The organism is Flavobacterium sp. AK-345 (genome assembly GCF_058310175.1).
The window spans coordinates 442,367-455,230 of sequence record NZ_JBZEER010000001.1 but is presented as its reverse complement, the minus strand read 5'-3'; the positions used below and the strand labels follow the sequence as shown (position 1 = coordinate 455,230).

Annotated in this window: 17 protein-coding genes; 7 read left to right on the top strand and 10 right to left on the bottom strand. The window is 33.9% G+C overall.

Annotated elements, in window-relative coordinates:
* Positions 1-33: 33 nt before the first annotated feature.
* The 7 genes from AC4FQ3_RS02115 to AC4FQ3_RS02085 form a co-directional block, all read right to left on the bottom strand.
* Positions 34-489 carry a hypothetical protein gene (locus tag AC4FQ3_RS02115; protein WP_491180685.1) on the bottom strand — a complete coding sequence of 152 codons (456 nt, stop codon included), beginning with the start codon at positions 487-489 and terminating at the stop codon, positions 34-36.
* 65 nt (positions 490-554) lie between these two features.
* Positions 555-1,265, bottom strand: a complete 711-nt coding sequence (locus AC4FQ3_RS02110) for a DUF1826 domain-containing protein (RefSeq protein ID WP_491180684.1) — start codon at positions 1,263-1,265, stop codon at positions 555-557.
* Positions 1,266-1,400: 135 nt separating this feature from the next.
* Positions 1,401-1,907, bottom strand: coding sequence for a PRC-barrel domain-containing protein (locus AC4FQ3_RS02105; protein WP_073394062.1), 507 nt, complete (start codon positions 1,905-1,907; stop codon positions 1,401-1,403).
* A 122-nt stretch (positions 1,908-2,029) separates the two neighbouring features.
* A complete protein-coding gene (locus tag AC4FQ3_RS02100) occupies positions 2,030-2,185 on the bottom strand; it encodes a hypothetical protein (RefSeq protein ID WP_463461171.1) in 156 nt (51 codons plus the stop codon).
* 293 nt (positions 2,186-2,478) lie between these two features.
* Complete coding sequence (locus AC4FQ3_RS02095; RefSeq protein ID WP_491180683.1) at positions 2,479-3,264, bottom strand: alpha/beta fold hydrolase; 786 nt, start codon at positions 3,262-3,264, stop codon at positions 2,479-2,481.
* A gap of 307 nt (positions 3,265-3,571) precedes the next feature.
* Positions 3,572-4,345 (bottom strand): alpha/beta hydrolase, encoded by a 774-nt coding sequence (locus AC4FQ3_RS02090; protein WP_491180682.1) that lies wholly within the window; start codon positions 4,343-4,345, stop codon positions 3,572-3,574.
* Positions 4,346-4,653: 308 nt separating this feature from the next.
* Complete coding sequence (locus AC4FQ3_RS02085) at positions 4,654-5,271, bottom strand: hypothetical protein (protein WP_491180681.1); 618 nt, start codon at positions 5,269-5,271, stop codon at positions 4,654-4,656.
* Between the two features lie 239 nt (positions 5,272-5,510).
* Between AC4FQ3_RS02085 and AC4FQ3_RS02080 the strand changes: the two genes are divergently transcribed.
* The 5 genes from AC4FQ3_RS02080 (at position 5,511) to arsB (ending at position 8,621) form a co-directional block, all read left to right on the top strand.
* Positions 5,511-5,843, top strand: a complete 333-nt coding sequence (locus tag AC4FQ3_RS02080; RefSeq protein WP_471733504.1) for an ArsR/SmtB family transcription factor — start codon at positions 5,511-5,513, stop codon at positions 5,841-5,843.
* A 10-nt stretch (positions 5,844-5,853) separates the two neighbouring features.
* A complete protein-coding gene (locus AC4FQ3_RS02075; protein ID WP_491180680.1) occupies positions 5,854-6,339 on the top strand; it encodes a GNAT family N-acetyltransferase in 486 nt (161 codons plus the stop codon).
* A gap of 87 nt (positions 6,340-6,426) precedes the next feature.
* Positions 6,427-6,900: a DUF6428 family protein gene (locus tag AC4FQ3_RS02070; RefSeq protein WP_073394056.1), complete on the top strand. Its 474-nt coding sequence runs from the start codon at positions 6,427-6,429 to the stop codon at positions 6,898-6,900.
* A gap of 45 nt (positions 6,901-6,945) precedes the next feature.
* On the top strand, positions 6,946-7,560 hold the full coding sequence (locus AC4FQ3_RS02065) for an arsenate-mycothiol transferase ArsC (protein ID WP_491180679.1): 615 nt from the start codon (positions 6,946-6,948) through the stop codon (positions 7,558-7,560).
* Positions 7,561-7,562: 2 nt separating this feature from the next.
* Positions 7,563-8,621, top strand: coding sequence for an ACR3 family arsenite efflux transporter (gene arsB, locus AC4FQ3_RS02060; RefSeq protein WP_491180678.1), 1,059 nt, complete (start codon positions 7,563-7,565; stop codon positions 8,619-8,621).
* An 84-nt stretch (positions 8,622-8,705) separates the two neighbouring features.
* Here the strand turns inward: arsB and AC4FQ3_RS02055 are convergent, their stop codons facing one another.
* From AC4FQ3_RS02055 to AC4FQ3_RS02045, 3 genes are all read right to left on the bottom strand, one after another.
* Positions 8,706-9,293 carry a murein L,D-transpeptidase catalytic domain-containing protein gene (locus AC4FQ3_RS02055; protein ID WP_491180677.1) on the bottom strand — a complete coding sequence of 196 codons (588 nt, stop codon included), beginning with the start codon at positions 9,291-9,293 and terminating at the stop codon, positions 8,706-8,708.
* 330 nt (positions 9,294-9,623) lie between these two features.
* A complete protein-coding gene (locus tag AC4FQ3_RS02050) occupies positions 9,624-10,646 on the bottom strand; it encodes an LLM class flavin-dependent oxidoreductase (protein ID WP_463461178.1) in 1,023 nt (340 codons plus the stop codon).
* Between the two features lie 118 nt (positions 10,647-10,764).
* Positions 10,765-11,397 carry an NAD(P)H-dependent oxidoreductase gene (locus tag AC4FQ3_RS02045; protein WP_042567152.1) on the bottom strand — a complete coding sequence of 211 codons (633 nt, stop codon included), beginning with the start codon at positions 11,395-11,397 and terminating at the stop codon, positions 10,765-10,767.
* Between the two features lie 157 nt (positions 11,398-11,554).
* On the opposite strand from AC4FQ3_RS02045, the gene AC4FQ3_RS02040 reads away from it, so the two are divergent.
* Positions 11,555-11,902: a hypothetical protein gene (locus tag AC4FQ3_RS02040; protein ID WP_491180676.1), complete on the top strand. Its 348-nt coding sequence runs from the start codon at positions 11,555-11,557 to the stop codon at positions 11,900-11,902.
* A 479-nt stretch (positions 11,903-12,381) separates the two neighbouring features.
* Positions 12,382-12,855 (top strand): DUF4625 domain-containing protein, encoded by a 474-nt coding sequence (locus AC4FQ3_RS02035; protein ID WP_491180675.1) that lies wholly within the window; start codon positions 12,382-12,384, stop codon positions 12,853-12,855.
* Positions 12,856-12,864: the final 9 nt, after the last annotated feature.

The following is a 12,864-nucleotide window of genomic DNA, read 5'->3' as shown; positions in this document are numbered from 1 at the left end:
GCATATATGAGCGATCGGAGTATATTTAGTAAATCATTTAAGATTAAGGTATTTATACAAAATATTGATCACTTTCTTAATTTCACCCGCCATATCTATATAAGGGTCTATATTTTCAAAATCCTGCATCTGAGAACCGCAGAAGAAATTAATCTTTGTAACTAAATTCATTATTGCTTCTCTACTTTCTTTATTTAGATATATACTATTACGTACAAGAGCATTGTTTAATAGAGTAAGAGTTTCAACTGTACCTTTTGCATCGGAGCTCCTTTCAAGAAATGGATTCTTGTATATAATCTGCTCTAATTCAAATCTATATTCAATAAGTATTTTATGAATCTCATTAAAGGCTCGAATTTTGTTTTGATATAGAATTTCTATACGTTTTGATCGATTTGAAAGCATATGGCTAACAAATCCTACTATTATTCCACTAATAATTGGCGAAAATATAGCAAGCCATTTGAAAATTTCTAAATTGTTCATTGGTATGGTTTTAACAAATCTAACAATTTTTTGTTCTAAAAACTTTTATAAATCCCCTCAACAAATCAACAAATCAACAACAACCGATATTCCCCATCATTTTCTATTGGTGCCCTATGAATACAAGGCAGTACTTGTTGTTTTGGATGATCTACGGCCAGGCGCCAAAGATGCCCTAAACGTAAATTAACAGGTTCTGCATCTGTATGTAGCTGATAATGCAAATCAAAATAATTTTCCGTCAAAAAGTCTTCGAATTCTTCTGTTGGTCCGTCATGCAGTTCTTTTAGCTTTGTTCGAATTTCCGGAATCAGGATTTTTTGCTCTGCCTGCGAATTAGAAACAATATCACTTGCCGCTCCGTGATAGGTGCATAAAAAAGTATCTGTTGCAATGGGCGAACGATCAACATGAAACGAATACACATCTGTGGATATGAAATCAAATTCATCATCACGTTCATAACATTTCAGTAAATTAAGAGCTGGAGAAGCGCCAAAATCAGTTAATAATTGTAAATCATTTAAGATTATTTCCCTTGCTACATTCCCCTTTTCTGAGAGTTGGAGTGCGATTAAATCTTCAGGATAAACTTCGGTTATATTTTCTGCTATATTTTTTTGCAAAGATAACTGGGCTACAATCTCCTTAAAATCGCCATCCAAATTTCTGTACCAGCACAACGCATTCATTTCTCCCGTAAAATCAGTATGTACAAGATCAGAGAAAGTAGATACTGTTCCTATTTGGCTGTTGTCAGAAAAGATATTGCTCATAGTATAATAGTAAGAAGCTGGTTGCTTCGTGCCCTACAAAATTATGCAATAGTAAGCAGTTGCGGCATTTTTCACAAAAAAAAAGATCAAACATTATAAACGTTTGATCTTTCTAATCTTATCTAAGATGCCTTATTAGCGATTTTCAAATTCCCTGCGGTTGTAAAAAGCGTCATCATTACTATCATAGTTAGGATCATTTTCAGGATAATAGGACTTCATTACTCTTCTTTCATATTCCCTGTCAAAATTATGCTGCGTATTATATCTGCTTGTGTTTCTAAAAGTATCATATCCAATACTATTTGCCATAACAATTTTAGTGTCTGTATTTATGTTTACAGATCCAATTGGTATAATAATATGGCTGTCTCCTTCTTTATAGATAAACTCCTTTCCGTTGTCGTTTGCTATAACATCACGCACTTCATTACGGTGGTCATCTATTAATTTTTTATCTAATTTTACATCCAGATAAACCACGCGCTGCATGTCTTTATTCACCCAAAGATTATCAATTTTACCAATTGTATGGTTTTCTGCATCTACGATCTTCCACCCTCTTACATCAGAATAATTGGAAGCAACTTTATAATCAGATAGTTCGTCCAGTCTGTATAAGTTTTTGTCTTTATTTTCCATAATTTTTTTTAAATAGTATTATATACTGTTTTTATTTGTCTGTTAACTCCAGAAAACTATTTATTTTAATTTTCACAATAGCGAAAAAACAAAATTGTCCCACTGTTTTCCGGTTATCTGTTCTATTGTGCACTTGTACTGTTTTCGATTTCTACACTGTTTTCACTATGAGTTTCATGATCATTTACAAAGACATAGTATATAAGTGCTGCTATTAGTAGTAATGCAACAATCCACGGCCATATCGGCCTTTTTTTCTCAATTTTAATTTCTGCCATAACTCATTTTCTTTTGATTATAAAATAGTTTTTAAACACAATTAAAGATACAAATGAGAAGAGCGTACAAAGTATTTAATTACAGCAGGATCTTACAAAATTCCCATAGATTGATATTGCTTTATTGTAAGAATAAAACACTTGTCATAAAAACTATTGTAGAAAATGAAAGGGATTATATTTTGTATATTCTAAAAAAATGCAATGAAAAAGTGTCGGGTTCCGGAGGTGCAGCTGAAATTTTAGATATTAATCCCTCAACGCTAAATTAAAAAACTCGAGATCAATAAAATTTAACTGATTTTATCAAGCCACTTTACAATACTTTCTGCGGTTTCTTCCCATTGAGGTTCCAATATCAAAAAATGATCTTTGCCCTCTAGTTTTTTGTAACAGGTGATAGAATGAAAGTTTTTGTATTTTTTGTAATTCCAATACAACGCTTTAGAAGTAACAAATTTGTCCTCCGATCCTGCTACAAAAAAAAGAGGAACATGTCGTTTTTTGAAGTTTACTCTTGTGTTTTTTAACAGCAGATCGCGCAAAGCCATTTGTGATTCAGGGATTATAAAATCTTCAAATGCGATTATCTGTTCTTCTTCCGATGCAGCATTATATAAAATATCCTGCCACTTTTTAAACGTTAGCAAAACGATACTTTTATCTGAAAAAAAAAGGTGCACAAATTGGAGTATATTTTTATAAAATAGAAATTTTTTAAAAGATAAGCCTGCTGGTGGAAAAGAGCTGATACAAACGCCAGCCGCTGCAAAATCCTGCTGAACAAGCAGCTGAACTAAGAGACCGCCGTAAGAGTGACCAATTAAAATTGGTTTTTCCTGAAGCTGTTCTATAATTTCGGTATAATAGCATAAAAGTTCAGACAAACATATTGAGCCAATTTTATTAGAAGAATTTGCGTCTCTCAAATTTTCCGGAGTATCGTTTTTATGAATCCATGGCGGTGCCACAACTTTGTATCCTTTGCTTTTAAAATACCAAAGCCATTGCTCCCAATAATAATGACTCACAAAAGCCCCCGAAATAAACATAACCGTTTTTGTCGTAATCTGATGCATACACTGTTTTTTTAGTCTTAAAAAAAACCGACAGCCATAATTGTTTTAAAACGGACTGCGGTTCTATAATGAATTTTCAGGGGAGTAAATGCGGTATCAGGAGAGAAATATTTGTCCCGGGATTTTGAAGATTAAACAAATTCGATGTGTTTTTATACCATACGATTTCAGATTTTTGCTGAGAAAACCTGCGAAAGTGTTTTAATCTTCTAATCCGCGGACTTATGTATAGTGATTGAAGAACTTCCTTCAGAAGTTGTTATATTTCCAAAATCAAATTTTGATTTAATGAAATTTCACCAAAAAATTATAAACGTTCGTACCAGTCTAAAATAAAATCTGCAACAATTTCCCATCCTTTTTCTCCGCAGATAAAATGGCTTTTCCCCTGAAAAATCTTCAGATCGACACGGCTGTTTTTATCTTTATATTTTTTTGCCAAAGTTGTTGTAAGGGACGCAGGAAAAATATTGTCGCTTCCCCCTCCAATAAATAAAATTGGTTCGTGCGGTTTTTTAAAATCAATGTTAGAAAAAGAGTTCAGTACTAGTTCACGGCTTACTTTAAAGCTCTCCGGCACTGCGTAAGTGGCAAAAGCATTCGCTTTTTCGCTTTCAGACTGCAGGGTATTAAAAAAACTTTTATTGTACCATTCACGGCTTCCCATATAGTAATTTTTGCCGGAGAAAAAGCCAAATGCAGGCAATACAGTCTTTAAGGTTTGAAACGGAGGAAATACATTTTTGGGCGGCGCTCCGTCAATACTTACCGCGGCGGAAGCCTTTCCTAGTTCCAACAATTTCATTACAGCCATTCCCGCCATAGAATGCCCAATAATTAATGGCTTTTCTGGCAGACTGTCGATCAGTTTGGCTATGTTGCCAACCACATCAGTAAATCCTGTTTTAGTAAGATCCGGATGAACGTGATTTCTTAAATCTGCAGGATTGCCCTGATGTCCAGGATTAGCTGGCGTATAAACTGTATACCCCTTTTTCTCATAGTAGCTTTTCCAATTTGCCCAGCTTAAATCATTCACAAAGTTTCCATGTATAAGAATTATGGATTTTGATTTTGTCATAATATTAAATTTTTAGTGATGAATAAAGTACAGCTTACTGTCTTTTAATTTTTAAAACAGTAAATCTTAACTTAATTGCTTAACATTTAAACTTATAGCAATCTTTACGCCTGAATAAAAAACAACACATTATCAACACTTTACGAAGAATTCATTTTGTTTGATTACTAAATTTCGTGAATCGCAAATATTTTTTTGCGATATTTAAATAATTAGCAATTTTTGAAAGTGGCACGAAGAGTCGTTGCTGAGCTATATCACTTAGCTACGATAAGCATTGAGTTCATACCTAAAAATTCTGCAAAAATTCAGGATAACAAATTTTCTAATTTAGTTTTTAATATATCCTCATTTTGATGCCCGAAATACACTCCTAAGATATTATAATTGTCATCGAAAATAATAAATGATGGAGTTCCCTGTAACTGATTGAGTGTAAATGTTTCTGCTATTACAGGTATCTGTGCGTAATATGACTTTATTTTTGTCAATAAAGTTTCTTTTTCGTTCTCAGAAAAATTTTCAAAATCGGGAATGATATTGCAAATTAATTCAATCTTATCTGAATTAAGTAATTGTTCAGAAGATGTAATAGTATCAAAAGCTATTGGAAAGTTTGGAATATCTAAATAGTTAGAAAGCCCGAAATTTGTATTGTAATACTTTTTGGTTTCTCCAACTAATGTACCGTTTTCTAATAATAGCTTTAAGTTGGCTTCGTTATTATATTTAAAGTCTTCAAAAGCAGTTGCTACTCCAATAAAGCCAACATTATCCTTAAATGATTTGTAAAGATCGTTCATCATAGGAAAACCATATATAAAACAACCCGGACAATTTACCTGAAATACAAACGCTATATTAACCTTATTTACTTTGAATTCTCCCTGAAGCAATTCCTGAGTATTGAGATAAAATTTTGACATTGATGAAATTAATTATGTTAAACATTCTAATTACAAGTACAAAAGTAGTTAGGATTACTAACTTGTTAATAGTCCAGTTTTTGCATTAATTCCTGTTTTCTGGTTTTTAACTATCTACAGGCTTTAGAGTTAACTTCCTTTCAACCAAACAGCAATAAACAAGCAATCAAAATATTTTTTGTAAAAACATGTTCCTATTTCAAAACAATATCGTAATATTGCAATATAGATATAAAGCAATGGGAGCTACAAAAACAGATCATTTTACAGACAATCAAAACGAACTTGCGGTTTTAGCTAAGGCTTTAGGTCATCCAGCCAGAATTGCGATTATGGAATATTTACTAAAAGTAGATGCCTGTATCTGCGGAGATATAGTTAATGAATTGCCGCTATCTCAGCCAACAGTATCGCAACATCTTAAGGAACTTAAAAGTGCTGGCTTAATAAAAGGCAGCATTGACGGCAACTCTATTTGTTACTGTATTAATGAACCGGGATTAGAAAAAATAAAAGGATTTTTCGAACACATCAGTGCTCATTTAGAAAAAAAGAGAAACGAGTGCTGTTAAATTAATTACTATGGAAATCAGAAAACTATTGGATACAGATTGGCCGCAGGTTAGATTAATCTATGAAAAAGGAATTAACACCGGCAATGCCACTTTTCAAACCAGCGCTCCTTCATGGGAAAACTGGAACGAATCACATCTTGCTACTTGCAGAATTATTGCCGAAAGTAATAGCGTGATTATAGGCTGGGCAGCACTTACACCAGTTTCTTCAAGATGCGTTTATGCAGGAGTAGCCGAAGTAAGCGTGTATATTGATCCAGAGCATTCGGGTAAAGGAATCGGTCTTGCACTTTTAGAACAACTGGTTCATTTGAGTGAAACTGAAGGCATATGGACGCTGCAGGCGGGAATATTTCCAGAAAACACAGCTAGTCTGCGTATCCATGAAAAAGCCGGATTCAGAACATTAGGTATTCGAGAAAAAATTGGAAAACAAAATGGAATCTGGAGAGATACTGTTCTGCTAGAAAGAAGAAGCCAGCTTATCAATTAAAATTAAGTATTTAATTATAAAAAAATGCGGTAAAAAGAATTTAATAATTCTGTTGTAAACACATCAAAAACTTTAAAAAAATACATTATGAAACTTTCAGAAATTAAAGAAGTACTAAAAACTGTTGAGGCAGTAAATTTTGAATTGCCTAATGGAAATTTTGTTCCGGAATATTTCCATGTAACAGAAGTTGGTTTAATCACAAAAAACTTCATTGACTGCGGAGGAACGGTAAGAAAAGAAACTGTTGTAAACTTTCAGCTTTGGGATGCTAATGATTACGAGCATAGACTTAAACCACAAAAACTGATTCATATCATTGAACTTTCAGAAAAGGTTTTAGGTATTGAAGATCATGAAATTGAAGTTGAATATCAGGATACCACAATTGGCAAATATGATTTAGATTTTAATGGCAAAAATTTTGTTTTACTTAATAAACAAACTGCCTGTCTTGCTCAGGAACAATGCGGGATACCAGCAGAAAAATCTAAGATAAAATTAACTCAGTTAAATCCTGATTCTTCAAATTCATGCGCACCCGGATCAGGTTGTTGCTAATTTTTAAATAACCATTAAAAATCTATTATAAATACCAAACAAACTATGTTATTTACCGAAATTAAAAATACCACCAATTCATTTGATTTTAATCAGATCTCTGACGAACGCAAAACTATACTACAGCCTTTAGTTGATTATATTCAAAACAAAGTTGACAAGCAGCAGCCGATAAGACTAAATTTAATTTGTACACATAATTCCAGAAGAAGCCATTTGTCTCAGGTTTGGGCGCAGACCGCAGCTTCAAATTACAACATACAAAATGTTTCCTGTTATTCGGGAGGTACAGAAGCTACTGCCCTGTTTCCGATGGTAGCCGAAACGCTTCAGCATTCCGGATTTAAAATTAAAGCTATTTCAGAAGGTCAAAACCCAGTTTATTCTATAAAGTTTGCATCGAATGAACTCCCGGTTATCGGCTTTTCTAAAACCTATGATGATGATTTTAATCCTGAGAGTGAATTTGTTGCCATAATGACCTGCTCACAGGCTGATGGAGGCTGTCCTTTTATTGCAGGTGCCGAAAAACGTATTCCAATCACCTTTGAAGATCCAAAGGTTTCAGACGGAACACCAAAGCAAAAAGAGGTATATCTGGAGCGCAGTCTTCAAATTGGAACTGAAATGTTTTATGTATTCTCACAAATTAAACAATAATAATGTCAGCAAATAACTGTACGCCAGCCGTAGAACGCAAGAAATTAGGATTTTTGGATCAATTTTTAACGCTTTGGATATTTCTGGCTATGGCTCTTGGTGTAGCAATTGGTTATTTTATTCCCTCGAGCGGAAATTTTATCAATTCTTTTTCAAGCGGAACAACCAATATCCCTTTGGCTATTGGGCTCATACTTATGATGTATCCGCCATTGGCAAAAGTGAAATACGAAAAGATGGGACAGGTTTTTAGGAATACTAAAATTCTATTTGCATCACTATTTTTAAACTGGATAGTTGGACCTGTTTTAATGTTTGCTCTGGCTTTGCTTTTTTTAAATGGTTATCCGAAATATATGATTGGTGTGATCTTAATTGGTTTGGCGCGCTGTATTGCCATGGTTGTGGTTTGGAACGACCTTGCAGATGGAAACAGAGAATATGCTGCTGGTCTTATTGCCCTGAACAGTATTTTTCAGGTACTGCTTTATAGCGTATATGCTTATATTTTTATAACGGTACTACCTCCCTATTTTGGATATAATGGTTTTGAAATAAATATCAGTATTGGTCAGATTGCCGAGAGTGTCGGGATATATTTGGGGATTCCGTTTGCACTTGGAGTTATAAGCCGTTATGCACTTATTGCAATAAAAGGATCTGAATGGTTTGAAACTAAATATGTACCGTTTATTTCTCCAATCACCCTAATATCTCTGCTTTTTACCATCATTGTGATGTTCAGTCTTAAAGGGGAACTGATTGTTCAAATTCCTATGGATGTTGTTCGTATCGCAGTTCCATTGGTAATATACTTTACTATTATGTTTATCATCAGCTTTTTTGTTGGAAAATACTTTGGTGCCGATTATTCAAAAGCAACAGCAATAGCTTTTACCGCTACAGGAAACAATTTCGAACTTGCAATTGCCGTAGCTATTGGCGTCTTTGGCATAAACAGCGGTCAGGCATTTGCAGGAGTTATAGGCCCTTTGGTAGAAGTGCCAGCGCTTATTGCACTGGTTAATGTTGCTTTCTGGTTTAGAAAGAAGTATTATTGATCCATACATAAAATAAAAAAAAGAGCTAATTAGCTCTTTTATTTTATACTGTTTCTTAGTATTGTAAGACTGTTTTATGTTTGATTAATAATACATATAAAGCATTATTTTCGAATTTGAACTCTCAATAACTTTTTCAAGTCTTTTAAAAAACACCTCGCTTACCATAGGGCAGCCATGGCTGTTTATAATATAATATTCTTTTTCTTCATCGGGAACTTCTTTATAACGATGCAATACGATAGCTCTTTTCAAGGCATTGCTATTAGTCTCATCAAGACCATTTAGCCTGAAAGCTTTGCCAAAAACGCCGTTATAGGATTTTTCAATAGAATATCTGCCTAGCGAAGAGCAGTTAGAATTTGGTGTATTGCTAAATTGCAGAATATCGCCTTTTATTCCTGTCTCTGATCCTGAACCATGTGCAACAAGCCCCTGGTCAATTATCTGGTCATTCTCAAGATCATAAACAAAAAAACGATTCTTTCCTGATTTGATTTTCATATCTACAAGAAAAGCAATTTTTTTGCTATAAGTGCGGTTTGCAGAAGTAAAAGATTTGATCTCGCTGACATGATTTGTAAGTCGTGCGAATTCAACTTCAGATAACATTTCTTTTTTATCTGTTACATTGTAGGTTGTAAAAGAAGTCAAAGAAAAAAACAGTGCCATAAAAAATATTTTCATATGCTACAGTAAATTTTAGTTAACAGCAGATTGGGATTGCCTTATCACAAATATTATTTTTACTTATATTTTGATGTTGCAAATTTATCAATAAATTTTACACAATTCCCATGTTTCATAAGTTAAATATATTATAAATATTTGACAACATGAACTTTACACGAATTTATTTTTCAAAAATCACTCTTTTTAACAAAAACCGTTATATAAATAAGTAGGAAATTAAGTTGTTTTAATTTGGAACAACGTAAAAAGTCCCATTCGCCGCGGCGAATGGGACTTTTAGTTAAGAGACATATGAAATCTTAAATCTTTTTAACGCCAACCCAATTCTGGGGCGATATATTTTAGTATAGAAGACAATATATGTACGTTGTAATCAACGCCCAATGTATTTGGAATGGTTAGCAATATTGTATCCGCTTCCTGAATAGCTTCATCCTGAGCCAGCTCTGCGATGAGTTTATCAGGCTCAGCTGCATAACTTTTTCCGAAGATTGCCCTTTTATCTCTTTCAATATTACCAAAACTGTCTGAACCCTTAGCCTGATTTCCAAAGTAATACTTATCCTGATCGTTGACCAGTGCAAAAATAGAACGGCTTACCGAAACTCTTGGCTGGTGCTCATGTCCTGCTTTTTTCCAGGCTTCTTTATACAGCCTGATCTGTTCTGCCTGTTGAATATGGAAGGGTTTACCATTTTCGTCGTACTTCAGGGTAGAACTTTGCAGGTGCATCCCGTTTTCGGCTGCCCAGATAGCTGTGGCATTAGAGGCTGCTCCCCACCAGATACGATCTCGCAATCCTTCTGAATGTGGCTCTAAACGTAATAAACCCGGCGGATTTGGAAACATCGGATACGGGTTTGGCTCAGCAAATCCCTCACCTTTAAGTCCATCCAAAAATTCTAAAGCCTTTCTGCGCCCCATATCAGCATCAGTTTCACCTTCCTTGGGTTCATAACCAAAAGAGCGCCAGCCGTCAATGACCTGCTCCGGCGATCCTCTGCTGATTCCTAATTGTAAACGTCCTCCTGAAATTAAGTCTGCGGCACTGGCATCTTCCACCATATATAGCGGATTCTCATATCGCATATCAATCACGCCTGTCCCAATTTCAATTTTACTCGTTTTAGCACCGATGGCCGAAAGTAATGGAAAAGGCGATGCAAGCTGTGTTGCAAAATGATGAACACGGAAATAAGCACCGTCTAAACCAATTTCCTCTGCAGCAACAGCCAGATCAATCGACTGAAGCAGTGTATCAGCTGCTGTACGAGTTTGATAGGATGGATGATTGGCCCAATGCCCAAACGATAAAAATCCTATTTTCTTCATAGATCCTATTATTATTTTACAATTTTAAATATACAAATAGAAATAGAACTTTTTCCCATTATTTATATTCTTTTGTAGCGCATCAACAAATTTAATTACAATACTATACATCTTATAATTAAGAAATAAAAGTAACGAATTTATCTATTGAAGTCCTAACTTTTTTCAGGTTTACCAGCCAGTCAGCGGTTTCATCTCTATATCCTAAAGGAAGTAATACAACACTTTTAAGACCCTGTTTATTTAATTCTAATATTTTATCTAATTCAAGCGGCAAAAATCCTTCAATTGGTGTAGCATCTACATTTTGCTCAGCGGCGGCCGCGATTGCTATACCAAATGATATGTATGCTTGTTTGGCCGCATGATTTGCATGCCATTCCTGACCTAAAGGTTCGTACATTGACCATAACCTTTCTTTGTAAGCATCCATTGCATCTAATGGCAAGCCGCGTTCCAAAACCGTCTTATTAAATACAGCTTCTATTCTTTCCAGAGAATAACCATCCCAGGCTGCAAAAACTAATAAATGAGATGCATCTGTAATTTGACTTTGGTCAAAACTAATTGCTTTTATCTTTTCTAATAATTCCTTATTTGAGATAACAAATATTTGATAAGGCTGCAGACCGGATGATGAAGGTGATAATCTTGCTGCTTCTAATATATAATCAAGTTTTTCCTGAGGAATAACTTTTCCATTCATTTTTTTCGTGGCATATCTCCACTTTAGGGCATCTAACAATTTCATTTTAATTAAATTTTTAATTCATATCTCAAAAATACAACTATTTTGATTGTTTAAGCAGCTTAAAAAACATCTTCATTTTAATAAATAATATTTTTTTAATGAAACACAGTTGCATTTAAAAATAAGAATTTTATATTTGTACTGACGATTGTTCAGAATGAAAAAGAAATTTAAATTTATTACTCTTTTTATGCCGCTGCTGGTAGTATTTGCAATACTATTTCCGGCAATACATTCTTATGAACATATACAGAATCATAATTCTGCACATAAAAGTTCAATACAACATTATTCAGATAAAAGCGAATTTAAAATACACGATCATTCTACTGAAGAATGTTCGATCTGTCATTTTAAATTTAGTCCGGTTAGTACATTATCTTTTGTACATTTTGATTTTTATAAAAGCTTTAGCATTACTACAAATGTTGGCTTTTATTTCAAAGCCTACTCTTCCTTTTTTAAAGGATCCCTTTTTGCGCTTCGTGCACCACCCAAAATTTAAATAAATAAGCCATCATTTCACGATGAACTGTACACGCATTTTTTATTTAGAATTGAATGCTGTCGAAAACCAATTGTTTTTTATGACTTTTATTTTTGAAAGCTTAATTTCTTTCAGGATTTCTGTAGCCATAAATAACATTTTATGGTATCATTAAATCAATTTTGATATTCATAATTCGGCTTCAAATTCAATTCAAAATAAAAACCTAAAAACCATTTAGGCACATGCCGTATGTTACGTTTTTAAACCAGGTGAAATAGATTTCAATTCTAAATTGATATTGAATTCTTATTTGGTTTCAAAAGTGAAACGCTTATTTCCCAAGATGCTTATTAGAGCATAATCACACCATTAGTTTGTAAAATTACGTAATGCCATCATTGCTATTCTGAAATAGCTGTGCTGTATTGTTGTATCGTTTTCTTTCGTAACCCAATTTAATATTTATGAATACAATCCAGACCAAATCAAAAAACATGAAAATACTACAAATTGCCTTTTCGCTTCTTGCAGTGTCTTTTTTTGTTACCGCCTGTTCAAGCGATAATGAGCAAATTGACACAGAATATCCGGTTATTGATATTTCTGCTTCAAATACTTTTCCTGTGCAATGCAGTGAAATTACACGCGGACAAAAAATCACCTTCAGAACAAAATTTACAGACAATGCCCAATTAGGTTCTTACAGTCTTGATATTCACCACAATTTTGATCATCATACACATAGTACAGAAGTCAATGATTGTGTATCAGATCCAATTAAAAAACCTGTAAATCCGTTGCTTTATATTAATTCGGTTACTATTCCCGCCGGGCAAAAAAGTTACGAGGCCGTTCAGGAAATCAGCATTCCACAGGATATTGATCCCGGAGATTATCATTTTTTAATCCGCCTGACGGATAAAGAAGGCTGGCAGACCATTAAAGGTTTAAGCATTAAAATTTTATAAGCTGATTTT